Raw genomic sequence first — 24235 nt, forward strand, 5'->3', positions numbered from 1 at the left:
GGGCTGGTGCCCTGTGTTTTTCAATTAATTTGCTTCTAATCTGCGGTAATATGGCCTATTAGGCTTGTTGCAGTGCAAAATACCCCGGCTGGCCGTTCTGGCGGGCCGTTGCTATTCTAGATATGTGATGGCTCTATTTTAAAAAGGCTGGCCCCTGGGGCTGCCGGTATCGCATATCGCAACCCCGGAGAATTCATGACACCGTCTGGCAGTGCCGTGCGTTTTGTCCTGTTTGTCAATGGATTGCTTCTCATCATTCTGGCCTGTGCGATGGTGGTGCCGATGATGGTGGACCTTGGCCTTGCCAATTCCGATTGGTGGGCCTTCGCCGGGTCATCGGGCACATGCTGTTTTGTTGGGGCGTCGCTCGCCCTGTCGTGCCGGGGGTTGTCCGACCGGCTGAATGCGCGGGCCGGATATTTGCTGACGGTTTCGGCCTGGGTCTCGGTCAGTTTGTTTGGCGCGCTGCCGCTTTATTTTTCCACCTTGGGCCTCAGTTTTACCGACGCCTATTTTGAAACCATGTCGGCCCTGACCACAACGGGCTCCACGGTGTTAAGCGGGCTTGATACAATGGCACCGGGGTTGCTGTTGTGGCGCTCGCTGATGCAATGGATTGGCGGGGTCGGTATTGTTGTCATGGCGATGATGCTGCTGCCGATGTTGCGTGTTGGCGGAATGCAGCTTTTCCGCACCGAATCGTCGGATATTTCCGGCAAGCCGGTGGCGCGGGTTGTGCAAATGGCGGCCCTGACGGTGGCGGTTTATGTGGGGCTGTCGGTATTGTGCGCCATTGGTTATGATCTGGCCGGGATGGGGGCGTTTGATGCCATCAATCATGCGATGGCAACCATTGCCACGGGCGGCTATTCGACCAAGGATGCCTCGATTGGTTATTTTAATTCCGTCGGGATCGAAATGGTCGGCATTGTTTTTATGGCCGCCGGGGCCCTGCCGCTGATTTTTTATGCCCATTTATTTACCAAGGGCAGCCGGGCCTTTTTTCAGGAACGCCAGGTTCTGGTTTTTCTGTGTATCCTGACGGTCGCCATTTTACTGATGACAACCTGGAACGTCACCAACAATCACATGCCAGTCTGGCATGCCTTGCGGGTGTCGGCCTTTAACGTCACATCGGTTCTGACCGATACCGGCTTTGCCACCAGCGATTTTGGCGCCTGGGGCAGCTTTGCCATTGGTTTGATGTTTATGCTGATGCTGATTGGCGGCTGTGCGGGCTCGACCGCGGGGGGTATCAAGGTTTTCCGCTGGCAAATTCTGGGTGCCGGTCTGTTGCGCCAGTTGCGCCAGATGGTGCGGCCCAATCAGATTTTACTCACCCGTTATGCCGGGCGGGCGGTGGATGAACCGACCATCCTGGGGGTCCGCAATTTCTTTTTCATCTATATGATGACGCTGCTCATCCTCTCGCTGGCGGTTATGGCAACCGGGCCGGATTTTCTGTCGGCCATATCGCTTGTAGCCCAGGGCATGGCAAATGCCGGGCCGGGGCTGGGCGTTTTGGGCGGCCCGTCCGGCAATTTCGAGGCGCTTTCCGACCCCACCAAATGGATCCTTATTCTGGCGATGTTGCTGGGCCGGTTGGAGCTGATGACGGTCTATGTTCTGTTCATCGCCGATTACTGGCGCGACTGAGGCAAAAGAGCCAGATCAAAGCCAGTCCTGCATTGACGCTGTATTTTCCTGTCGATAGAAGTACAGCCACATTTTTGAATATCGGAAAGTCAGTTTCATGAGCCACGGACGCAAGGTTTCGGTTATCGGTTTGGGCTATGTCGGTTTGCCCGTTGCAGTTGCCTTTGGGACAAGCAATGGGGAAACCATTGCGTTTGACATCAACAAGGCCCGTATTGCGCAATTGCGTGCCGGGCAGGATGCCACCGGCGAGGTGGATGCACCGGAACTGGCGGCCGCCAACCTGTTGCTGACCGATAACGCCCAGGACCTTGCCAGGGCCGATTTTCATATCGTCACGGTACCGACCCCGATTGACCAGGCCAACCTGCCGGATTTGTCGCCCTTGCGTGCGGCCTCCAAAACGGTGGGGGCGATCCTGAAAAAGGGTGATATCGTGGTTTATGAAAGCACGGTTTACCCTGGTGCGACCGAAGATGTTTGCGTGCCGATCCTGGAAGCTCAATCGGGCCTGAAGGCGGGTACCGATTTTACGGTGGGCTATTCGCCCGAACGCATCAATCCCGGTGATCGTGAACACCGTTTTACCACCATTACCAAGGTTGTTTCGGGCCAGACGCCGGAAACGCTTGAAATTGTCGCCGCTGTTTATGGCAGTGTCGTGACCGCCGGTATCCACAAGGCCCCGACGATCAAGGCGGCCGAGGCGGCAAAGGTGATTGAAAACACCCAGCGCGACCTCAACATTGCGCTGATGAATGAATTGTCGCTGATTTTTGATCGTGCCGGTATTGATACCAGCGATGTTCTGGCCGCCGCAGGCACCAAATGGAACTTCCTGCGCTTTACCCCCGGTCTGGTGGGCGGGCACTGCATTGGGGTGGACCCCTATTACCTGACCCACAAGGCCGAAGAACTGGGCTATTACCCGCAGGTTATTCTGGCCGGTCGCCGTATTAATGATGGCATGGGCGAGGTTGTTGCCAACAAGGTGATTCGCGCCCTGATGCGCAAAGGCGGCATGAACAAGCCGACCGTCACCGTACTGGGCCTGACCTTTAAGGAAAATGTGCCCGATATTCGCAATACCCGCGTGATTGATATTATCGATGAATTGCGCGATGCGGGCATTACCGTGCAGGTCCATGACCCGAAGGCTGATGCTGCCGAAGTCGCCCATGAATTTGATGGCCTGCAACTTGTGGCAATGGACGATCTGAAACCGGCGGACGCGGTTGTGATGGCGGTTTCGCATCAGGAATATGTCAGGGGCGGATGGGATCTGGTCACGCGCCTTTTGGCCGGTGGTCAGGGCTTTGTTGCCGATGTGCGGGCCATGCTGCCGCGTGATGACCGCCCGGATGCCATAGAGCTTTGGCGTTTGTAATCCACGTTTATAGCAGCCGCTCAAACAGTGCGGTTAACCTGCTTTCAAAAATATCCGGATCAAAGGCCGCCCTGAAGGTTTCGTGGGCGGCCTTTGCCATTTTGAGCCGCAGCTCCGGGTTGTTATGCAGTTTTAAAATCAACCCGGCCAGTTCGTCTGCATCATTGGCATTGCGCAGAATATAGCCGTTTTGACCATCGGTAATCACATCGCCCAGCGTGCCCGCATCGCTGCAAATAACCGGTAGCCCGTGCGCCAGTGCTTCCAGCACCACAAGCGGCTGCGCCTCGTTGGCGTAACGGCTGGGAAAGACAAACAGGTCACAGGCCTCAAACAGCCTTGTCTTTTCATCGTGTCCCACAGGTCCGTGATAGGTGCTATTTGTCTCAAGCCCGGCCTGTTTGCGCAGGGTATTTACATCCGCTGCCGATAGGTCCGCTTCGGCCCCGGCAATATCCAAATACAAGTCGGGCTGGCTTTGCCGGGCGATGCCAACGGCTTTAATGACCGTTTCAACGCCTTTGCTGCGGATCAGGTTGGAAAGATAAAGGATGCGTAACGGGCGTTGCGAGTGTTCGCGCACCTGATTGCGGGACTTTTCCGGTGTGTCGGCACAATTGGCAATCACGGCAGGATGACAGCCAAGCCCGTCAATTTCGGGCATCAAAGCCGGGCCAAGGATGATCGCGGTTTGGTACCTGAAAACCCGTTTTTGCACAAACCCGGCCAGCCAGGATGTATCGCGCAGGGTTTTAAGACCGCGACCATGCAGGTGAAACACAATCGGCAGGCGTATTGCGCGCAGCATCAGGGCATAAAAACTGTCGCGCCAAAAGGCCGGGCCATTGGGGGCGAAGCTGGCATAAACAAGGTCTGGCCGCTGGGTCAGGATGCGCCAGAGCAGAACCACGCCATACCACATCGCCCGTCCATATTTTGCGATAGAGGATCGGCCAATGGTGGCAATGTCGTGCGAAAAGCGCAATTCATGCACCGAAACCCGGTAATGCTGTGCCAGCACGTTGATTGCCCGCTGGTTCATGATGGCCGCGCCATGCAGGGGTGGGGGCAAATGCACCAGGGCGAGGATATGTTTTTTGCGTAGCTTGCCGGTTTGGCGTATTTCGCGGTTTTGTGCCCGCGATGCCTGCAATGTCCGCCTGTAATGGCGCAGATCATAGGCCCGCATCCAGAGCGGCGGTTTCAGACGGGCGCGGTAACGATTGCGCACCATCAGCGCCGTGCGATGATAGTTTTGTGCCGATACGGCCTGATAGTGCCGGTCATCGCCCTTATGCCGCACAATCAGGGGTTGGTCGTAAAAAATAAGGGATTGATGCGCCGATTGCGCCAGCACCCGCAGGTAAAAATCAAGATCTAGGCAGCATGGAAGGGTTTCGTCATATCCCCCGGCATCGCGCCAGAGCCGTTTGTTAAAGGCCAGGGCGGAATGATGCAGGGGATTCCCGCGATAAAGCCGTGTTGCCTTGAGGATTCGGATTTTACCCATCTTGCTGGTTTTGCCATTCGATGGCGACATGGCATCGCAAAATATCAGATGATCGGGATGGCGCGATAATAGATCACGCATTGCCGATAGTCGTGCGGGCAGACTGCGATCATCCACATCCTGAATGGCGATATTTGTGGTGGGGGCTGCCTTAATCGCCCTGTTTAACGCGGCCCCCCGGCCCATTCTGCCCAGGCTTAACAGGGTAATGCGCGGATCATGCGCCAGTGTTTGCGGCAAACACACTGCCGGGACGGAGCCATCATCGACGATTACGGCATGATCATTGGGGGCCAAAATTTCCGCCAGATTGGCAAAATAACCCGGCCAGTGCACCTGCCCGTTATGGATGGTGGTGATGATTGTGATGCCATCATCTGCCAATGATGCGTTGCCGGATCGTGTCATGGCTGATCCTGCCGCCAGGTCAGGGTCAGTTCTGCGCGGCATCCGGTTTCCGGGGAAAGCGGCATTTGGCAAAACAATACGTGCACCCGGCCCAGGGCGGAAAAATGGTTGGAGCGGGTTAAATGCAGCGGGGCCGAGCCGGTGATTTCCAGCCCGATGGCGGGAAAATAAAACCGGTTTTCTGCCATTTGGTGCCCGCATAAACCGTGTGGAATAAACAGGCGAAACAGGCGGGCCGATGCCGGGGCGCGGCTTTTTGTAATCGGGTCTGGCGGCAAAATCTGGTCGGTCCAGGAAATCGCGCGTTCAGTAAAATGAATTGCCCGCTGCCCGCGCCACGGGCCAAGCAGAAAGGGCAGCAAATATGTATCATCCTGATATGTTGCGGTATCGGGCTGTGCAAATATCGTGGTGCCGGGCAAACAGGGCAGGGGCAGGCTGGCGGTGCTATAGGGACTGATAAAATCCTGCTCGCCGCCACAGGGCGGCAGGATGATGGTGCCGTTTGGCGATGTAATGACCGGCATCGGGGTGAGGTCATAGGGGCTTTGGCCCGCAAGGGTCATTTGCGCACAATAGGCCGGGCTGTGATAGAGGCGGAAAATTCGGGAAGTTGCCGTCGCATTTTGGGGTATGTCAGGTGTTGGCACAGTCCTGTTTTCCGGCAGTTTACCGGCACATAGCAGGAAAAAACCGGCAAAGGCCAGATAGTCATAATACCGGTTATAGCTATACCAGCCGGGGCTGGTGTGGGCGTTTTTTCCGTCCTGATCCGCCAGCAAATTAAGCGGTATTGTCTGGTGCAAAAGCAGGCTTTGTTCAATCCGGTCGAGCAATATCTGTGCTGTGGTTTCCTTGCCTGCCTTGAGCAGGGCGTAAATGGCACTGACCATGCCAAAACTTTGCCCGGCCCCGCGCCCGACGATATTGGCATGGCCGCTTTGTCGGGTGATATGATCGATCAGGTCCGTTGCCGCGATGGCCGCCTTTTGGCAGGCCGGTTGCAGGCTGAAACCCAGCAGGGCGGCGCAAAAGGCATGATACTGCGCGGAAAAACATCCGCGCCGGTCCAGAAACGCCGGGCCATCGCGAAAGTGCCGGTCAATGATGCGCCACAGCAAACGGGCGGCAAAACGTGCGGGGAATGATCCCTTTTCCAGGCACAACATGCGCAAAATCAGCCAGTTGCCAACCCGCGCATTTTGCCAGGGTTTGCCTTTCAGGATGGTGCGGCGCTGTCGGGTTGTTAGCGCCGGGGTATGGGACAGGGCAAATGCGATAAATTCACGATGATATTTGGCCCCGTCATCCTGTTGTTTCAGGGCCTCAAGCGCGCGGGTGATGGTGGTGTGATATTTGGCGGGGTCAAGGTTATGCCAAAGCGCAAGGGCAAAGGCGGTGGCGTAAAACCCATGCCGGGGGAAATCGCCTGTTGTGGTTTGATCGCGTGCCAGAATATCCGCCACCAGCACGGCCAGCCGATGGGCCCGCCTTTGCGCCGACGGGTGGCTGTCATTCGCGGCAATGGCGTTAAAACGCCCTAGTGAAAATGACATGTCACCTCCAGCATCAGGCTTTGGCCTGCTGGCACGATATTAAGCGGCACCGCCTGAATTTCCGGCGCATGACGTCCCCATTTTTCACGCAACCGCCAAAATAGTGCCTTGCCGCCCGGTATATGCCAAATCACGCGGGCCAGGGCATGGGGGCAGGACAGGGTGAAAAACCGGTTGGCCCAGCGCAGCCAGATGTCATCTATCGGTGCGGTGGGGAGCAGGCGGGCATGAATGATCCAGTGATCATCACGGTCCCGCAGATACATATAGGGGGCAAAACGCCCGGCCCCGTCGGTGTGATCCAGCGTCACCGTGATGTTGTTTTCACCGGCCTTTAACTGGACCTCGCGCACCGGATGCAGGCGGTATCTGTCGCTGTTTTTGTGGGTAAATGCCTTTCCGGCGATGATGCCGTGATCAATCGCCGATTTATCAAAAACCAGCCGGATCACGGTATCCTGAAGCGGGCTGTTGGTCTGCGCGGTAAAACAGGCGCGGATGTGAATGGTTTTTGCCGCCGCATCCAAGCGGGTTTGGTAATCCAGCCGCCAGCACCCATTGGCAAAGTGATAATCCTGCCCGCTTTGGCGGATGTGGCGGCTGTTATCATCAAGCGTTAAAAAGGAGTACCGGTCCGATGCCTCAAACCCCCACGGGCCAAAGGTAATCGCGCCATAATGCCCTTCAATCAGGCGGTTATTTTCGATTGTTGCGCTTAATGCTGGCATGGGGCGGCCTCGGTCGCGGCGGGGTGAACCCGTCCGGCGCAATAAAGGGTAATTGCCAGCACCGCCAGCTTGATATTCATCGCCAGCATAATGGCCGTCGCATTTTCGCAGTGCGGGATCACTGCCGCCCCGGCCAAAATGACAAGGCCAGCAAAACAGGCGGTAACAAAATGGCCGGATTGTTCCTGCAAGACCAGAAACTGGCGCGACACAAGGGCAAGCAGCAGCGGCCAAAAGGCAGCCATGCGTAACAATGCGGTTTCGTCCTCCCCGCTATGCCCGAAGAGCAGGTTTAAGGCGATGTGCGGCAACAGCATGAAGCCCAAACTTATACCCAGTGCTGGCAGGAGCAACCAAATGTCGCGGATTTTATCCTGCCTGTTTTGCGCAAACAGCACGCCGGAAATTGCGCTAATCAGCGCGGCACCAAGCAGCAATAACCGATGCACCAGCAACAGGGCATCGCGTTCCGTCGTTGGCAATGTGGCGGGCAGCAGGGCCATATCGATATTGGGCAGCAGGCCCACCAGCAGGGTAAAGCCAATCAGTTGCGGCCAGATACTGGCCGGTAAGTGGCTGGTTGGCGGGGGCGCTGGGCGGCTTGGTTTGTCAAAGGCAAAAAAGAAGGATGCGATGCCGCTGGTCAAACTGATGGCCGGGGCAGTGGCGTACAGCCAGAAGGGCGCTGTGGCATAGGTCGTGGCATAAAGTGCCACCACAATACCCGCTGCCTGCCCCAATGCGCCGATGATCAGGATTTTGTGAAACTGCAAACGGGCCGTGACGAACCAGTCTGGCGACAGCGATGCGGCCAGCGGCATGATCAGTACCGGCCAGGCAACGGGCGGAAGGTTTGGCGCAATCAGCACGATGGCAATGCCCGCAATGATGAGTCGGAGCATTACGATCAGACCGACGGACTGCCATTGCCGATATTGCGCCAACCGCACCAATAATGGCCCGCATCCGGCCTGGGTTAGGCTGACGGCGACAGTAATCGCCACCAGAGCGGCAAAATAGCGCGCCAGCAGATCGGGCGCAAAACCGTGGCCGAGAATAAGCAGAATGATCAATCCGCCCGCCCGGTTGAGCACGGTGCTGGCAATCAGCCACAGCGGGGCATGTCGGTTATCACGGGCCAAGCCATTATCCATGCGCTGATAACACCCGATCATAGGCGGCACAGACCCGGTTGCCATAGCCTTGCGTGAGTTGGCGGGCAATTGTGGCACTCGCGGCGGTGCCAAGGCGATTGCGCAAGGCTGTATCGTGCATCAACCGGGTAATCGCGGCGCATAACGCGCCCGGATCACGCGGCGGAATGATCAGCCCGTTTTGACCATCTGTAATCGCACTTCCGGCATCATGGGTGGAGATCACGGGCAGAGATGCGGCCATTGCCTCCTGCACGGCCAGGCTGGCCCCTTCTGACAGGCTGGGAAAAACAAAAATATCGGCTGCATTCAGGGCGTCTGGAATGTCGCTGGCGGGAATGGGCCCGTGCCAAATCACCCCTTTTGGCAGATTGGCGGTTAAGCTGACGGCACAGCTTCGGGCCTTGCCAATCAGGGTCAGGGTGATGGCGTCACCATATTGGGCGCGCAGTGTTTTGAACGCCTGCAACAGGGCGGAAATGCCCTTTGCCAGCGATAATTCACCGATATAAAGCAGGCGTATTGGGTTTTCTGGCGCGGTGGGGCGTTGCAGCAACAGGCATTGGCGGGCCAGCGGGGCATCAAACGGGATGATGTGAATGCGGTTTTCTTTAATACCGCATTCAAGCAATCCTTCGGCCACGGTAACGGACGGGGCAAAAACGGCGCTGGCAAATCGGGCCTCGGCAGTGCGGCGGCGGGCGAGGAAGCCTGAAATCTCGCGCCATTTTTGTCCTTGCGCCTGATATTCACCGGTCAATTGCCGGGCGCGGATTGGTGCAAGCTGCCCTGTTACATCGCTGATGGTTGGAATTTTGTGCCGGTGGGCCTTTTGCAGGGCGGGAAGGCTGTAATTGCCCTGCCCGTGCAACAGGCGTACGCCGGGCGGCATGTGGCGTGCGGCAAGCCAGGACAAAGGCAGGTCGGATGCCAGGTTGTGGGCGGGCAGGCGCAGTAATCGGGCGGATTTCCCCAACAGGTCCGGCAGGAGGTGACGGCCGGGAATGGCGGCAAGGCTGGCATCGACCTGGCGAGATGGACGGGTAAGCCAGGCATGCAGGAGGCGCGGATTTTCAGAAGGGCAGGAATACCGCCAAAAACTGTCCCAGCGGGCAAGGCGACGCTGCCCGGCCAAATGGGCGGCCAGCAGGGCAAACTGGTCCACCCGGCCAATCATCCAGACATCGCCGGTCATTCAGGCGTCTTTCCCGGGTGGCAAAATGCCACCTTAAACGGGTGCCCCCATTGCATGCTGATCCCCCCGGTTCCAGCTTCTTGCGATTTGCAAACCTTAGCCGACAAGTCCGGGTTGTGGCAAAGCAAACCGAACGCAAATTTCATTGCTGCGTCGCCAGGACCTGCTGGCAGATACGCAATGTTTGCGCGGCAATGGTGTCGGCAGTGTTGCGGGCAATGGCGGCCTGCTGTTGTGCCAGATGACGGGCGCGAAATGCCGGATTTTTCAGCAGGCGTGTTGATATGTTGATCCAGCGATTAAGTTGGTCGGCGGATGTTGGTTGGGGCAGCATGGTTTCGCCATTGACCAAAACATCATGGGCGCATCCGGTTTGATCCGATGCCATTGCCACTGTGCCACACACAATCGCCTCGATCACGGCAACGCCATAGGCATCGCTGTATGAGGGCAGTACAAACAGTTTGGCGCTGCCATAGATGCGGGCCAGGTCGCCGGGCGGGACGACGGGGATAAACGTTGAGAGGGCCGCAATTCCCGCCTGGGTGATTTTGGCCTGCACGGCGGCGTGGTCCTGTGGTGCGATTCCGGCGATGGCAATGGTTGTGACAGTTTGGTTCTGCGCAAGTTGTGCGGCCAGTTTTAGAAACAGGTCAAACCCCTTTGCCGCTGTCGGGCGGCCACACCAAAGCAGGTCATAAGCGCGGTGCTGCCAGACGGGCAGGTCTGTTGCAGGCAGCGTAAAGGACGGTGCAATTGGAATGATGGCAATTTGATCGGCCTTCAGGCCATTGGCGGCAAACCATTTGGCCCCCGGTATGCTGGCGGCCATACCGGCATGGGCATGGGCCAGAATATCGCGGCGCATTTTATTGCGCAGCGGATTTTTAAAAACCGCATCGGAGCCCGCCCAGCCGTCAAACCGGATGATATAGGGAATGTTGTATTTACGGCACCATTTATGGGCCTGCCACATGGCACTGCCAAACCCGGCAAGGATCACAATATCCGGTTCAAACTGCGCAAGTGATGGCGCGGGCGATGCGGTAAGGGCGAGGCTGCGGTTTTCCCCAAGCGGCACATGGATGCCCGGCAGGATGACTTGCGAAAACAGGCCTGATGGATCGGCCCAGTTGCGTTGGGGTTCGTTTTTATGGGTGCGAAAAATGCGCAATGCACCGCCATCGGCCTTTACCCGCCAGGCAAGTATCTGGTGGGCATGATACCGGTAAGGCGGGATCAGATTGCTGATCAGTGCAATTTTCACGCTTATCTTTCAATATAAGGATGTTTTTTTGACAGGTTATGCCATCCTTGATGTGCGGTTAACAGCAAACTGAACTGGGGGCAGGTTGCTTGTCAAAGATAACTACCTTTTTTGATTTGCATCTGGACCGGCGGGGGTCGGACCAGTTGCGCGACGATATTCTGGCCGGGTTAAAGGCCGGTAATTCGATGCGGCATATTTCGCTAAACGCCATCAAGCTGGTGGCGGGGCGTAAAGACCCGGTTTTGGGCCGCGCACTGCGATCGTGCGACTGCCTGAGTGCCGATGGCATGGGCATTGTCTGGGCGGCCAAAATGCTGGGTTATTCCCTGGCCGGGCGCGTGACCGGTATTGATTTGATGATCAACCTGATGCCCGGTCTGGCAGCGCAGGGCACATCCGTTTTTTTGCTGGGTGCGCGGCCGGATATTGTGGCGCAGACGGCCCGCAATCTGACCCGGGATTATCCCGGTTTGACCATTGCGGGATTTTGCGATGGCTATGGTAAAAGTGATGGCGAAATGGCCGCCCTGGTGCGCCAAAGCGGGGCCGATGTGGTGTTTGTTGCCCTGCCCAGCCCGCGCAAGGAATGCTTTGTCACCGATTATGCCGATGCGTGTGGTGCCTGCCTGCTGGTTGGGGTCGGCGGGGCATTTGATGTGATTTCGGGGGCGGTGAAACGCGCGCCTTTGGGCTGGCAAAGGGCCGGGCTGGAATGGTTTTGGCGGGTATTACAGGCCCCGCGCAGCATGACCGGGCGCTATGTGCGCGGGTTGGGGCAGTTTGGTTTTCTGGTGGTGCGCCATTGGTGGGCTAGGCAGCTTGTGGCAAAAAGACCGGTGGTGCAGGGGCGGTTGCTGCGGATATTGACCGTGATTGTGCTGATCAGTGGCATGTTGGGGGCGGGCACGGCACTGGGCCAGGGGCTGGCGCGCCAGGCCCCTTCCGCGACCGGCTTAACCATGCCTGCCGCCGGGCGGGAGGCGATAAATCGTAACGGGGTGTCCCTTGCCAGGGCTCTGGCCGCGCTCAAGAGCGATAAAACCGCCGTCCCCGCGCAAAATGAACAGGATTTGACGGCCGATGCTGCCCTCGTGGTGGCCGGTTTTCTTGAAGGGCTGGTGAATGTCACGCATCCCGGATTATTACCGGCAATGGATGGGGCGACTTTGACATCCGTTCTTGCGACTTTTTTTGACCGTCCGTCAGAAGATACCCAAAATGCGCTAACAGGGCCATCGCCTGTTCTGGTACGCATCCTGTCCACGCTGGAGCAGGTTTTTGCCAGCCTGCTGGTGCAGCAATTCATACCGGCAACATTGATGGGCGGGATTCAGGGCCTGCTGGCCAATGCCTTGCTGGTGGCCATTTTGCGCTATGGCGATGGGGGCGGGGACCCGGCCCGGCTGGCCCATCACTATGCGCCGGGCCTGTCGGCGGCGGCATTTGGCAATGCGGGCGACGGGTTTGATCGTTATAGGCCGCTTATGCCCGTTGTGCCGGAAAATAACAGGCCTGCCGAACCGGCCATTTTTGCCCGCCCCGGTGTGGTGGCACAGGTTTTTGCCGCCCCGGAACCGGGAGACCGCGACATGCCCGCCCCTTTTGACCCGGAAAAGCCGGTTGTGCAAAATCCGAACGGGAATGAGGGCTGGTGGCCTGACGATGCCAGCCCGCGTTAAAGACCACCTGTCTCCAGCCTTCCCGGAATATCTTTTGACGGCATGATGTTAAGTTTTGATTGGATACCATGACGCAGCGTGACCCCCAGAACAGGGCAGGCGGGCAGCCGGTAACGCTCGCGGATATGGTGCCGGTGATCTGGCGGCGACGCGGCGTGGTATTGCTGGTTTTGGCGCTGCTTTTGGGGCTGGTGGCCGCCCTGGTACCGTTATGGCAGCCAGATTATCAGGCGCGGGCGCAAATTGGTTTTTTGCCGGCAACTCCGGCCCCGCTGGCGCACAGTGATAACGGTGCCGCGCCCCCGGCGATTTTTCAGATTTCGGATATTGATACCGAAATGGCAGTTTTGCGCAGTACGGCGGTATTATCGGCCGCCCGTGCGGTTTTGCGCGGCGAGGGGGTGAATTTCGACCCCGAACCGTCCAAACTGGCCCAATGGCTGGGTATGGACAGGGCCAAAACCCCGGTTATTCCGCCTGGCGAAAGCATTGAAACCGTCCGCGAAGCCCGCGACATTGCCATTTTGCGCGGCAAGATCAAAACCGCGCAACTTGATAATGCCCGCGTGATCGAGGTTTCCCTGTTTGACCGTAACCCGGCACGGGCGCGCCAGATGCTTGATGCGGTGATCAACAGTTATGTCTGGAAACGGCAAAATGATTTGCGCGGCAAACTGGCCGACCAATATGACGAAACCCTGCGCCAGCGCGACGCGGCCATAATTCGCCAGCAACAGCAGCAACAGGCCCTGATGGACTGGCAGGATGCCCATTCGCTTGCGTTTGGGGGATTTGCGGGTGTGGCAGGGCAAAACGGGGCGGATGACAGTAAGGCAGGCAGCCTTGAAACCCTGCGCCAGCAACGCGAAGCCGCCCGGATTGACCTGGCAGCCCTGCAATCGCGCCAGCAGGCGGTGGCACGGGCCAATGGCGATGTTGCCGCCCTGATGCGCCTGCCGGAAATTGCCAATAATGATGCCGTGCGCGAGCTGAATTTGCGTCTGGCTCAATTGCGGGGCATGGCGGCGGACCTTGCGCGCCGATATGGCCCGCGCCACCCGCTGGTACAGGCCAACCAGGCGCAAATTGTCCAGGCAGAGGATGATTTGCAAACCGCAATCAGTGCGCAAATCGCGGCGATTAACCGGGATGCCGGGGAAGCAGCAACCCGCCTTGCCAGTTATGAGGCGGAATATCGCCGCATCATGGCGGAAATGGCGGCCAATAACCGGGACCGGTTGGCGTTTGTGCAATTGCAACGTGCCCTGGAGGATGCCGGACGTGAGGTCGCCATCCTGTCGGACCGGGCGCGCCTGATGCAATCGCAACTGGCCGCCCTGCGCCCGGATGTGGAGATTTTGCAGGCCCCGGAAATACCGGGCAAACCGGTTTTTCCGTCGCGCCGTCACCTGGCCGTTCTGGGCGGTGCCGTGGCGATTTTGCTGGCGCTTGCGGCGGCCATTTTGCGCGATTATTTGGACCGTGCCCTGCACCGTGCCCAGGATGCCGAAACCCTGACCGGATTGCCGATATTTGCCGTTTTGCCGCGCATGACAAAACGTGACCCGCAAGGCCGTGCCGCCGACGAGGAAAACGAGGCCATCGGCCATTTGCAAACCATCATTCGTTTGCGGCATGAGCGCCGTACACCGCGTATGGAACAGGCCCCAACCGTGCCAACTGACCCGGCCGCGACCGGGCGGGTGATATGTGTGACATCGCCCATGCCCGGCGATGGCAAAAGCCGCCTTGCGCGAAAAATTGCCGCCCGGTTTGCCCGCAACAGGCATCGGGTTTTATTACTGGATGGTGATTTACGTCGCCCGACCCGCCTGATGGACCAGGGGTTTGCCAGTTTGATGACAAAACAGCCGGCGCAGGATGAGGGTGATTTTACCCATGCGAGCATCCCCCCTTCATTGCGGAACTTGCAAGGGGTGTTGCAGGGGGATTGCGGGGTGGAGGACGCGGTTTTAAGGCTGCGTGACAGAGATTTGCCGGGCAGTGAGCCGGTACCGGAATATGATTTTCTCGGCGCTGAAGATGCCGTGGCATCGGCGCTGGCCGGGCAATTGATGGCGGAAAAACTGGGTCCGTTGATCGTCGATTTAAAAACGCGCTATGATTTTATCGTCATTGATGCGCCGCCGGTTCTGTCTGTTGCCGATGCCATCTGGCTGATGCGCGTGGCCGACGACAGATTGCTGCTATTGCGGGCAGGCAAAAGCCACCGGGAAGACATTAGTGATGCCGCGAACCGCCTGGCACAGGCAGGATGTGCGGCGGACGGGATCGTCTTTAGCGGCGTGTCGCGGCGCGGGGCCTATTATGGCAGTAAAAAACGGCGCAAAGCATCATGAGGGACGGGAAAACAGCAGCCGCCAAAACGCCAGCTTGTGGGCGTCATCCAATGCGCCGTCGCGCCGGGGGCTGCGTCCTTTTAGGTTTTACGCTTGTCCTGTTGGGCCTTTCGGGGCATCGGTTATGGCAGGATGCGCGGGCCTTTATGGATGCCCCAAACCGGCAAGCCGCGCTGAAGGCGGGGGACGGGATTGTCCCGGAAACCTTGCGGCAAAGGATTAATCAGGCGCTGGCACGGCAGGATTTTGTAACGGCCAGTCGTGCGTTGAAGACGTTGCAACATCTTTATCCCAATGATGTTTCTGTCGAATTACAGGTGATTTACGGCCGGATGATGCGGCTGCGGAGCATCGGCGGGCTGACGGCTGAAAAACGGGCCGCAATCACCCGTGACATACGCAAGGTAATGAGCCGTGCCGGGAACAATCCGGTGCTGTTGCGCCGGGCCGAAAGGATGCTGGCACAGATGATCAGTGCCGCTGCCGCACAGCCGGGGGGATCTTTGCCGACTTTTGCCGGTCAGGTGCCACCGCGGGAAGGGCTGCCAGACAGCCCGCCATGATCAGCAACGGTAACATAAGGGCTGGTTGGCTGGTTAAGCCATCAAAACAGGATTGCACCAGAAATGCGGTTAGAACGGCGGCAAACAGGGCGTGTTTGGGCCTGGAGGCCCCTGATGATGCACGGCGATAAAGGCCAATGACACCGATACCCAGAAGAAAGATAACACACAAAAATACCGGTACCCCCAGCGTCAGCGCCATATCAAGCCATAAATTATGCGTGCTGACCCAGCGCACGGTATCATTCATGCCCTCTGTTGCAACATATTGCAGGACCGGAGCGATGCCATTGGGGCCGTAACCGGTAAAGGGGCGCATCAGGATTGCGCCAAACGCGCTTTGCCATACATCATCGCGTTGCAACCAGTCGGGCCGGGCCAGTTCGGCAAAGCGGGTTAGCATGCTGGGGGCGAGCAGCAGGGCGGTCATCATGGGAAGCAGGGTGCCAACCGCCATCAGATAACGGCGATAGGGGGGCTCGTGACCGGATTGTCTGGATGCGGTTAGCACGAACATGAATGTTCCGGCCATCAGGGCGACAATCCCCGCCCGTGAATGGCTGCCAAGGGCGGTGGCAAACAGCAAAATCGCAAGGGCAAGCCAGCCACCGTGACGATCGATTTTTTTGCCAATCGTGCCGGGGGAACGTTGCCATAAATAAAGGCAGGCGAAAAAGCCGCTTGCCATAAAACCGCAAAAGGCATTGCGATTGGCAAAGGTACCGGTGAAATCGTTGATATGTGCGGTTTTGATAAACCAGATTGTTGTCGGCATACCGGCCTGTTGGGCAATGATGGCGATCATGGCTTGCAGCACGGCACTTGCTACCAGCGCCTTGCAAAGAAGGGCAATTTCTGCGACGGGGTCGGTTTGCCAGATACATAAAAGGGGAATACCCGCCAGCCATAACAGATAAAGCAGCGTATTGGGCAGATGTGCCGGCGCCAGGTCGAGGCTGTGGCCGTTAAACGGGAATGTGAGCATTTCCGGCCAGACGGGCAGGGCTTGGAGAACCAGCCACCCCCAGGCAATGACGAGTGCCAGGCCAAAAGTACGCAGGATGCCTCCGGTGTCAGCGGGGTTAACGGTCCCTTTTTTTTGTTGCGCAACGATATAAAACAGCAGGGCAATTGCCACGGGAAGGGCCAGTATTGCCAGCGCCCAGGGACGCGCGCCACCCAAAAGCAAAGGGGCGGCAAAGACCTCGAATATCAGGGTCTGGCGGGCAATATTGGCAGGCATAAGGGGATGTGCTCCCTGATAATATATTTCGTGAACTTAAACCGTTTTTTGTAGGGCAGTCATTTTTTATGATTTCGGTTCGCCGCGCGGTGCAAGGGCCGCGCGGCGTTTTTTTTCCTGCCCCGGTTTTTGTCATCCGGGGCGATCTTGTTGGCAATCAGGCGAATTACAGGCCCAGATGGTCGCGGAACCAGGCGATGGCCGGACCGGATGAAGCCTCGAAATCAGCGGTATAGGCATCGAAATGGCCGCCATTCAATGTGACCAGCCGTTTAGGACCAAGCGCCTCTTCATAGGCTTCCAGTGCCAGATCGGAAACCGTGAGCACATCGCCCAGGGCCACGACAATCATCATCGGTGTCGGGCTGACATATTTGGCATAGCTGATGGGTTCATATTCGGTGAACATCTCCACCGAGCGTAATGTCACTTCGTTGTGCCAGGATGGCGCGCGGGATTTGCCGGTTTCGGTAAACCAGGTCCAGCTATCGGGTGTGGGCAGGGCGGAGGGGGAGGCCGGATCTTCGGCAACCACGGGGATCATGGCCGGTTTTTCGCCTTTCATGCGTGCACGGCGATCCTCGTTAAACATTTCCTGGACCCCGGCCAGATAATCCGCCCGGATAAGGCGGCGCGCATTGCGGTGCCCGCTGGCAAGGGGCACCTGGGCAACCACGCATTTTACCCGCCGGTCCAGCGCACCCACCACCATCACATGACCGCCGCTGTAACTTGACCCCCAAATACCGATGCGCCCGGCATCGGTTTCGGGCAGGGTTTCGGCCCAGGTGATGGCATCGCGATAATCACGCACCTGCTGCCACGGATCAATTTCATAGCGCGGTTCGCCGTCACTGGCCCCGAAATTGCGGTTGTCAAACACAATTCCCGCCATCCCGGCGGCGGCAAAGGCTTCGGCAAAACGGTCCAGATACATTTCCTTTACTGCCGAAAAACCGTGCGCCATGACGATGGTGGGCACGGGGCCACTTGCGCCATCGGGGATATAGTGCCAGCCTCGCAGTGTAACGCCATCTTCCGTTTGAAATTCGATATCCTTGCGCATTTTTGTGCTTCCTCCGTTACGATGATGACGGGTTTTTTCAGGGTCTTGGGTGCCCTTATCCGGTATGTGCCAAATTATCCCGCGCGCCCGAACTCTATGTGCGGGCGAGATGGCGGAATATGCTATAATCCTTCCAATGCGCGGTTCGGTCTTGTCTGCCACTGCAGCGGGATTTGATCTTCTGTGCACAAGCCTGCGTCGCAGAACCTATCGGGGAGGAAACAGGAAATGGAAACCAATACCTGGTCTACGCAATGTCATTTGGGCCCGGCGCAATTCGAGGCCTGGCGTCATGCCCTAAGCAGCACCCATCTGGACTGGGATCTGCTAGGTTCCGGGGAAGACGGGTTTCATGCCGATATTCGCGAACGCGTCCTTGATGGTATTCGGGTGGTGGAATGCCATTGTGACCCGTGCGAGGGATCACGCCGCAAGCCCGAACTGCGCCGCAGTGACGATGCCTATTTTGGCGTGCTTTTTGAGTTGAGCGGCCACGAGCTGATCCGGCAGGGAGACCGCGAAGCGCACCTGTCGGCGGGGGATTTTGTTTTGTGGGACAGCGAACGCGAAATGGATTTTCGCGTTACAAGCCCCTTGCACAAGTTGACGCTGCTTATTCCCAAATTTCGCGCCCGGCATCTGGAATGGGATGTTGAAAGGCTGGCAGGCACGGTGGTGAAAAATTCAGACGCCGTCAGTGGCATTTCGGCCGAGGCCCTGCGGCGGCTGGCGCGGGACTTCACCCGGATTGACGCAGGCGAGGCCCAAGCGGTGATGCAACCGATTCTAAGCCTGTTGATGGCCACATTGACCACCCGGTACGAACCGGCACCCCTTTCGGCAGCTCATCAGAGGCATTTTGCTGCCTTTTGCCGCTTCATTCAAAATAATCTGGAAGACAGCCAACTGGATCCGGCAAAGGTGGCGACGGCGCATGGCGTTTCGCTGCGCTATTTGCATTCGGTTTTTGCACAAAATAACGACAGTTGTTGCAATTTCATGCGGCGGGAGCGGTTGCGACGCTGCTATGCCGATATTTCCCGGCCGCAATGCCGCCATACCATCACCGAAATTGCCTTTCGCTGGGGTTTTAACGATGCGGCGCATTTCAGTCGTGCCTTTCGGGCCGAATTCGGTATAACGCCCAAGACATTGCGCCAGAAATGATGCTGGAAATTTTATGGCGGTTTCCGGCATGATGTGGAAAGCGATGCAAGGGTGATCAACCCGGTCCCGTGCGACGGTCATCGGTGTGGCCGGTGACACCGCTTTTCAGTGACGAACTTTAAAAAGGATATGAATGCCGCGCCCGAACGGTTTGCATGGTGGCGGGTTGCTGCCGGTTTTGGCCCAACTTGCCGGTATGGGGATTGTGGCGGTGTCGCTGTGGGCGTTGCCGCTGGGCGGGACGCTTAGCAAGGCGTTGCTGGTTTTATGGGCGGTTTTGGGCATTGTGCCGGTGCTGGGCCGAAGCGGACTTTTGATGGATGCGTTACTGGCGGTTTTGCTGTGGGGGGCGCTGACATTTTGGGTGCTGATGGCCGGGCATTGGGGAAATGCGGCCGGGCGGCTGGCGGGGAATTTGGCGATTTTGCCGTTGGGGCTGGCGCTGGGGCACATGCGGGGGCGAGTGGTTTTGGCACCTGTGATGGTGCCCTTGCTGATATATGTGTTGCTGGACAGTCATTTTATGCTGACCAGCGAGGGATGGCGGTTAAATAACCCTTTTTTGTTTTTGGCGTTATTCGTGTTGGCACTGGCAGCCCGGGACAGTGGCAAACCGGCACTGTCGGCAGCTGGCGTGTGGCCGGGTTGCCTGGCGGGGATTGCGATTATTGGCGTGTTTGCCAGCCAGACGCGCATCGCCATTTTGGCGATGGCGATTGTTTTGGTTGGCCGTGTTCGTTTGCATCATGCCCGAACATGGCTGTGGGGCCTGCCACTGGTCGGGGCGGGACTGTGGGGTGTGGCGGATTATCTGCCGCGCATCCTTTATACCCACGCCAGCGGCAGACTGGCTTACTGGCAGATGTTCTGGCAGCAATGGCAGGAGGGCAGTGCCAGCCAGCGCTGGCTGGGGTTTGGCGTCGGTGCAATTGAAGGGCAGCTTCAAAAACTGCAATCGGCGTCATCCTTTGGCGCGTTGCATAATGACCATTTTCATATGCTTTATGAAACCGGGTTGCTTGGTGCCGGGATATGGGGTGCGGGGTGGGGCGTGATGATCTGGCTGGTGCGGTCTTCTGCGCTGGCGGTGGGGATATTGCTGGCGGTGATGGTAACGATGGTCACGGATAATACCCTTTCTTACGGGCATTATTTGCTGGCAAGCGGTGTTGCCGCCGGGGTGGCCTGGAGCCGCCGGACTGCGGAAATGAAGGCGTTGGATCATGCCTGAGCCCGTGATGTTCAGCCCGGCGGAATATCGTGCCTTGCGGGACATGCGCGACCGGGTATGGCAGCAGATGGCACAACAGGATTATGCCGGGGCGGACCCGTTTGACGGGCTGGAAAGCCGGTTTTTTGCCCAAAGTCCGTTTGTATCCTCGCGTTTGGCAAGGCTGGTCTGGTTGCAGGCGATGAAACATGCGCCGCAAATGGTGCGCAACCGGGCGGGCATTGCGCCGCTGCTTACCCCCAAAACGCTGGCCCTGTTGTTGGGTGCGGGTTCAGGCGTGCCGGTGGGGAACTGGCAAACGGAATTTGCCGGGTTTGATGGCGATGTGCTGACGCGGGATTTCACCCGGCAGCTTTTGACCCTGCGAAATGAAGATGGCGGCTGGGGGTACCCCTTTGCCTGGCAGGCGCGTGCCTTTTATGCGGGGCGGGGGCAATCCAACGCCATTGTCACCTGCTTTGTTGTCGATGGTTTGGTGCAGGGTGGCAAATTGCCACCTGATCATCCGGCCTTGCAGGCCGCCGCAACGTTTTTACGGCGGGAGCTTTGGCGAGAACAGGGCGGGGCAACGGATGGGGGCTATTTTGCCTATATCGCGCATAGTGATGCGGAAATTCACAATGTCAGCCTGTGGGGTGCCTGGATTTTGCAAATGTTGTGTCCGGGCAATGCCTTAAGTCCGGTCGCATTACAGCGTGTTTTGGATCGGCAGCAGGAAGATGGTTCCTGGGCCTATGGTACGCGTTCCCATCACCGCTTTGTCGATGGCTTTCATACCGGCTATATCCTGGATTTGCTGCATCGGTTTAAAGGAACTGGCACAAGCCCGGTTGACGTGACATTGGCGCTGGATCGGGGCTGGCGGTTTTACCGGCGATCCTGCTTTGATGATGATGGCATCCCGCGCAGTTTTGCCGGTAAAACGGGCTATCTGGATAGCCATGCGGTGGCACAGGCTATGGCGACACTGCGTCGTTTTGGCGATAGGGCCGGGGCGGCGCATGTGGCGCGATTTGCCATGCGGGATTTGTTTGATGCAAAGCGCGGTGTTTTTTATGCCGGTATCGGGCGCATTGGACAGGACAGGCGGGTTTTTATGCGCTGGACACAGGCATGGATGGTGTGGGCCTTTTCGATGATGCTTGCTGATGCGCCCCCTGATGCGGAAAGGATGTGATTGTGGATTTGGACGTGCTGAGTTTTGGTCATCCCGATCCGGAGAGAGCCCAAAAGGAAGCCCTGCTGCGTGATGTGCCGCAGGAAGATTTTATCGCGCTTTATCATGCCACCCGCACTGCGGCGCGTATCGCCCGGCAAAGCGGGGATATGGAACGGCTTTATGGCCTGACACGTGGCCTTAAAACCCTGCAACGGATCAGTGGGGAACGTGGCTTTCGGCTTGATCCCCGGTCCTGATATAAGCTGATATGATATGTCTACGGGCTTGTCATGCGGCGTTGAATAAACAATAACGCACGCAGCCTGATTTACCGGTATGTCACGGGGTTTTATGCGTTCCGATTTTCCCAGTTTGCCGATCAATGCGGTTTTGGCCGATGTGAAGGCTGCGCTTAACAGCGGCACCAATGCGGTTTTGCAGGCCCCGCCCGGTGCAGGTAAAACAACGATGGTGCCCCTGGCCCTGCTGGATGAAAACTGGCTGGCAGGCCGCAAGATTGTGATGCTCGAACCCCGCCGCCTTGCCGCGCGCGCCAGTGCCCGGCGCATGGCGCAATTGCTGGGCGAAAAGGTGGGCGAAACCGTGGGCTATCGCGTGCGGTTTGAAAACCGTGTCTCCGCCCAAACCCGGATCGAGGTGGTGACAGAAGGCATTCTGGTCCGCCAGATTCAGGATGACCCGGAACTCACCGGCATTGCGGCCCTGATATTTGACGAATTTCACGAACGATCCCTGGATGCCGATTTGGGTCTGGCCCTGGCACTGGAAAGCCAGGCGGCCTTGCGCGATGATTTGCGCCTTCTGGTGATGTCGGCAACGCTGGATGGCGAACCAATCGCCGGGCTGATGGGCGATTGCCCGGTCATTACCAGCGAAGGCCGTGCCTACCCGGTTGAAACCATCTATATGCCCCCCAAACCGCAGGAACGGATTGAACCGGCAATGGCGGCCGCGATTCGCGATGCGCTGGCAAATCAGAACGGATCAATCCTGGCCTTTTTGCCGGGGCAGGGCGAAATTACGCGGGTCGAGGGGCTATTAAAAGCCGCAATACCGGCAGAGGACCGCGTCATTATTGCCCCGCTTTATGGTGCGATGGATGCCAAGGCCCAGGACCTTGCCATTCAACCGGCCCCCGATGGTTTTCGCAAGGTGGTGCTGGCAACCGCGATTGCCGAAACCAGCCTGACGATTGATGGCATTCGCGTGGTGGTGGATTGCGGCCTGCAACGCCTGCCAAGGTTTGACCCGGCTTCTGGCATGACGCGGCTGGTCACGGTAAAATCATCCCAGGCCAGCGCCGAACAGCGGCGCGGTCGCGCCGGGCGACTGGAACCGGGAATATGTTACCGCCTGTGGGGCGAGGCCGAACACCGCGCCCGACCGCAATTTAGCGCACCCGAAATTGCCGAGGCGGATTTGGCCCCGCTAACGCTGGAACTGGCGCGCTGGGGTGTTGGCGATGTCACCAGCCTGCCCTGGCTTGATGTGCCCGATGCAGCCAAAATGGATCAGGCGCGTGATGTGTTGCGCCGGTTGGAGGCCCTGGATGATGCCGGGCGCATCACGGTGATGGGGCAGGCGATGGCAAGCCTGCCGGTGCATCCGCGTTTGGCACATATGATGGTGCGCGGGCAGGAATTGGGTTTGGCCGATGCCGCCTGTGCGCTGGCGGCCCTGTTATCGGACCGGGATTTTATGCGCAATGCCGGGGCGGATCTGCGCCAGCGGTTGGAGGCAATGGTGCGCGGCCGGGCACCGGGCATGATGATGGAGGCCAAACGCCAGCTTTCCCGCCGTTCGGCACAGGCGGCAAAGGAATTGTCCCTTGGGAAAGGTGGCAATGAAAGCTGCAAACAGCCGGATTTTGCCGATCAGGCGGGTTTGCTGGTCGCCTTTGCCTACCCGGACCGCATTGGCGAACGCCGACGTGGCGGTGAAGCCCGCTATCGCCTGTCAGGCGGGCGCGGTGGTGTTTTACCGCGTGAAGACCGGCTGGCAAATGAACAATGGCTTGCGGTGGCAGAGCTGGACGGACAATCGCGCGAGGCAAAGATTTATCTGGCAGCCCCCCTGTCACAGGCCACGCTGGAGGAATTTTTCGCCAGCCAGATCACCACCGGGACCGAGGTTTTCTGGGACACCCAGAACGATATGGTGGTGGCACGCTTCCAACGGCGGATTGGGGCCCTGGTGCTGGAAGAAAAGCCGGTGCATGATGCCGTCGCCCCCGACAAACTGGCCCAGGCGATGACGGATGGTGTCCGCAAAATGGGCCTGTCCTGCCTGCCCTGGGAGAAGGAAAGCGAACATCTACGCGCCCGCCTTGCCTTTTTGCACGGGCTGGAGCCGGAAAACTGGCCGGATATGAGCGATGCGGGGTTGCTCGATACGCTGGAAGACTGGCTGATGCCCTATCTTTCCGGTATTGTGCGCAAAGCCCAGTTGCGGCAGGTGAATTTAAGCGAGGCCCTGGTTTCCACGATTGACTGGAACCAGCAACAGCAAATTGCCAAACTGGCCCCCAGCCACTGGACGGTGCCGACCGGATCACACATTCGTATTGATTACCGGCCCGAAGGCCCGGCCCTGCCCGTGCGCTTGCAGGAAATGTTTGGCGCAACCGAAACCCCGAAAATCGCCAATGGCAAAGTGGCCGTCACGCTGCATCTGCTTTCCCCTGCCCAGTGTCCCTTGCAGGTAACGTCTGACCTGATCGGGTTCTGGCAGGGGTCGTACGCGCAGGTAAAGGCGGAGATGAAGGGCCGCTACCCCAAACATTACTGGCCCGACGACCCCCTGCAGGCCGAACCGACAAGGCGGGTGAAACGGTCGGGAAACTGAGATATAGCGGTTTTATGGAAGATGGTGATTGTTTGGCA

General features: G+C 58.2%; 18 protein-coding genes. 10 read left to right on the forward strand and 8 right to left on the reverse strand.

The annotated features are described in order from the left end of the window. Positions 1–195: 195 nt before the first annotated feature. Together TH25_RS13950 and TH25_RS13955 are read left to right on the forward strand one after the other, a co-directional pair. Positions 196–1656 (forward strand): TrkH family potassium uptake protein, encoded by a 1461-nt coding sequence (locus TH25_RS13950; RefSeq protein ID WP_258549156.1) that lies wholly within the window; start codon positions 196–198, stop codon positions 1654–1656. 97 nt (positions 1657–1753) lie between these two features. Then, positions 1754–3043 (forward strand): nucleotide sugar dehydrogenase, encoded by a 1290-nt coding sequence (locus TH25_RS13955; RefSeq protein ID WP_114089029.1) that lies wholly within the window; start codon positions 1754–1756, stop codon positions 3041–3043. Positions 3044–3050: 7 nt separating this feature from the next. Here the strand turns inward: TH25_RS13955 and TH25_RS13960 are convergent, their stop codons facing one another. From TH25_RS13960 to TH25_RS13980, 6 genes are all read right to left on the reverse strand, one after another. Next, positions 3051–4961 (reverse strand): glycosyltransferase, encoded by a 1911-nt coding sequence (locus tag TH25_RS13960; RefSeq protein ID WP_181847617.1) that lies wholly within the window; start codon positions 4959–4961, stop codon positions 3051–3053. Further along, positions 4958–6517 (reverse strand): hypothetical protein, encoded by a 1560-nt coding sequence (locus TH25_RS24935; protein ID WP_181847619.1) that lies wholly within the window; start codon positions 6515–6517, stop codon positions 4958–4960. The genes TH25_RS13960 and TH25_RS24935 overlap by 4 nt, the downstream gene beginning before the upstream one ends. Beyond that, positions 6502–7245: a hypothetical protein gene (locus TH25_RS13965; RefSeq protein WP_114089031.1), complete on the reverse strand. Its 744-nt coding sequence runs from the start codon at positions 7243–7245 to the stop codon at positions 6502–6504. Before TH25_RS13965 ends, TH25_RS24935 begins: the two co-directional genes overlap by 16 nt. Continuing rightward, complete coding sequence (locus TH25_RS13970) at positions 7233–8399, reverse strand: hypothetical protein (protein ID WP_114089032.1); 1167 nt, start codon at positions 8397–8399, stop codon at positions 7233–7235. The genes TH25_RS13965 and TH25_RS13970 overlap by 13 nt, the downstream gene beginning before the upstream one ends. Further along, positions 8392–9594 carry a glycosyltransferase family 4 protein gene (locus TH25_RS13975; RefSeq protein WP_114089033.1) on the reverse strand — a complete coding sequence of 401 codons (1203 nt, stop codon included), beginning with the start codon at positions 9592–9594 and terminating at the stop codon, positions 8392–8394. Before TH25_RS13975 ends, TH25_RS13970 begins: the two co-directional genes overlap by 8 nt. A 142-nt stretch (positions 9595–9736) precedes the next feature. Beyond that, positions 9737–10861 (reverse strand): glycosyltransferase family 4 protein, encoded by a 1125-nt coding sequence (locus TH25_RS13980; RefSeq protein ID WP_114089034.1) that lies wholly within the window; start codon positions 10859–10861, stop codon positions 9737–9739. A gap of 89 nt (positions 10862–10950) precedes the next feature. Between TH25_RS13980 and TH25_RS13985 the strand changes: the two genes are divergently transcribed. The 3 genes from TH25_RS13985 to TH25_RS13995 all read left to right on the forward strand — a co-directional run bounded on the left by TH25_RS13985 (position 10951) and on the right by TH25_RS13995 (position 15466). Beyond that, positions 10951–12543 (forward strand): WecB/TagA/CpsF family glycosyltransferase, encoded by a 1593-nt coding sequence (locus TH25_RS13985; protein ID WP_114089035.1) that lies wholly within the window; start codon positions 10951–10953, stop codon positions 12541–12543. 68 nt (positions 12544–12611) lie between these two features. Further along, complete coding sequence (locus tag TH25_RS13990) at positions 12612–14903, forward strand: GumC family protein (protein ID WP_147253024.1); 2292 nt, start codon at positions 12612–12614, stop codon at positions 14901–14903. Between the two features lie 50 nt (positions 14904–14953). Next, a complete protein-coding gene (locus TH25_RS13995; protein ID WP_114089037.1) occupies positions 14954–15466 on the forward strand; it encodes a hypothetical protein in 513 nt (170 codons plus the stop codon). On the opposite strand, the gene TH25_RS14000 is transcribed toward TH25_RS13995, so the two are convergent. After that, on the reverse strand, positions 15375–16709 hold the full coding sequence (locus tag TH25_RS14000) for an O-antigen ligase family protein (RefSeq protein ID WP_114089038.1): 1335 nt from the start codon (positions 16707–16709) through the stop codon (positions 15375–15377). The two genes, TH25_RS13995 and TH25_RS14000, sit on opposite strands and share 92 nt — an antisense overlap. Before the next feature lie 166 nt (positions 16710–16875). Next, a complete protein-coding gene (locus TH25_RS14005; RefSeq protein WP_114089039.1) occupies positions 16876–17775 on the reverse strand; it encodes an alpha/beta hydrolase in 900 nt (299 codons plus the stop codon). Positions 17776–18003: 228 nt separating this feature from the next. Here TH25_RS14005 and TH25_RS14010 point away from each other — a divergent pair, with 228 nt between their 5' ends. The 5 genes from TH25_RS14010 to hrpB all read left to right on the forward strand — a co-directional run bounded on the left by TH25_RS14010 (position 18004) and on the right by hrpB (position 24197). Next, positions 18004–18942 carry an AraC-like ligand-binding domain-containing protein gene (locus TH25_RS14010; RefSeq protein WP_114089040.1) on the forward strand — a complete coding sequence of 313 codons (939 nt, stop codon included), beginning with the start codon at positions 18004–18006 and terminating at the stop codon, positions 18940–18942. A 133-nt stretch (positions 18943–19075) separates the two neighbouring features. After that, positions 19076–20173 (forward strand): O-antigen ligase domain-containing protein, encoded by a 1098-nt coding sequence (locus TH25_RS14015; RefSeq protein WP_114089041.1) that lies wholly within the window; start codon positions 19076–19078, stop codon positions 20171–20173. Then, a complete protein-coding gene (locus tag TH25_RS14020) occupies positions 20166–21350 on the forward strand; it encodes a prenyltransferase/squalene oxidase repeat-containing protein (RefSeq protein ID WP_258549157.1) in 1185 nt (394 codons plus the stop codon). Before TH25_RS14015 ends, TH25_RS14020 begins: the two co-directional genes overlap by 8 nt. A 2-nt stretch (positions 21351–21352) precedes the next feature. After that, the gene (locus TH25_RS25455; protein WP_258549158.1) at positions 21353–21589 is read left to right on the forward strand and encodes a hypothetical protein; all 237 of its coding nucleotides are present in this window, start codon (positions 21353–21355) and stop codon (positions 21587–21589) included. Positions 21590–21683: 94 nt separating this feature from the next. Then, on the forward strand, positions 21684–24197 hold the full coding sequence (gene hrpB, locus TH25_RS14025) for an ATP-dependent helicase HrpB (protein ID WP_114089042.1): 2514 nt from the start codon (positions 21684–21686) through the stop codon (positions 24195–24197). The last annotated feature ends 38 nt before the right edge of the window (positions 24198–24235 follow it).

The sequence above is a fragment of the Thalassospira profundimaris genome (assembly GCF_003326755.1).
GTDB lineage: Bacteria > Pseudomonadota > Alphaproteobacteria > Rhodospirillales > Thalassospiraceae > Thalassospira > Thalassospira profundimaris_B.

Excerpts from the sequence above, each read along its gene's own strand:
- TH25_RS13990 (WP_147253024.1), top strand. The coding sequence starts at position 12,612 with ATGACGCAGCGTGACCCCCAGAACAGGGCAGGCGGGCAGCCGGTAACG.
- hrpB (WP_114089042.1), top strand. The coding sequence starts at position 21,684 with ATGCGTTCCGATTTTCCCAGTTTGCCGATCAATGCGGTTTTGGCCGAT.
- TH25_RS13960 (WP_181847617.1), bottom strand. The coding sequence starts at position 4,961 with ATGACACGATCCGGCAACGCATCATTGGCAGATGATGGCATCACAATC.
- TH25_RS13950 (WP_258549156.1), top strand. The coding sequence starts at position 196 with ATGACACCGTCTGGCAGTGCCGTGCGTTTTGTCCTGTTTGTCAATGGA.
- TH25_RS14010 (WP_114089040.1), top strand. The coding sequence starts at position 18,004 with ATGGAAACCAATACCTGGTCTACGCAATGTCATTTGGGCCCGGCGCAA.
- TH25_RS14005 (WP_114089039.1), bottom strand. The coding sequence starts at position 17,775 with ATGCGCAAGGATATCGAATTTCAAACGGAAGATGGCGTTACACTGCGA.
- TH25_RS13955 (WP_114089029.1), top strand. The coding sequence starts at position 1,754 with ATGAGCCACGGACGCAAGGTTTCGGTTATCGGTTTGGGCTATGTCGGT.
- TH25_RS14020 (WP_258549157.1), top strand. The coding sequence starts at position 20,166 with ATGCCTGAGCCCGTGATGTTCAGCCCGGCGGAATATCGTGCCTTGCGG.
- TH25_RS13965 (WP_114089031.1), bottom strand. The coding sequence starts at position 7,245 with ATGCCAGCATTAAGCGCAACAATCGAAAATAACCGCCTGATTGAAGGG.
- TH25_RS13975 (WP_114089033.1), bottom strand. The coding sequence starts at position 9,594 with ATGACCGGCGATGTCTGGATGATTGGCCGGGTGGACCAGTTTGCCCTG.
- TH25_RS13995 (WP_114089037.1), top strand. The coding sequence starts at position 14,954 with ATGCGCCGTCGCGCCGGGGGCTGCGTCCTTTTAGGTTTTACGCTTGTC.
- TH25_RS14015 (WP_114089041.1), top strand. The coding sequence starts at position 19,076 with ATGCCGCGCCCGAACGGTTTGCATGGTGGCGGGTTGCTGCCGGTTTTG.
- TH25_RS24935 (WP_181847619.1), bottom strand. The coding sequence starts at position 6,517 with ATGTCATTTTCACTAGGGCGTTTTAACGCCATTGCCGCGAATGACAGC.
- TH25_RS14000 (WP_114089038.1), bottom strand. The coding sequence starts at position 16,709 with ATGCCTGCCAATATTGCCCGCCAGACCCTGATATTCGAGGTCTTTGCC.
- TH25_RS13970 (WP_114089032.1), bottom strand. The coding sequence starts at position 8,399 with ATGGATAATGGCTTGGCCCGTGATAACCGACATGCCCCGCTGTGGCTG.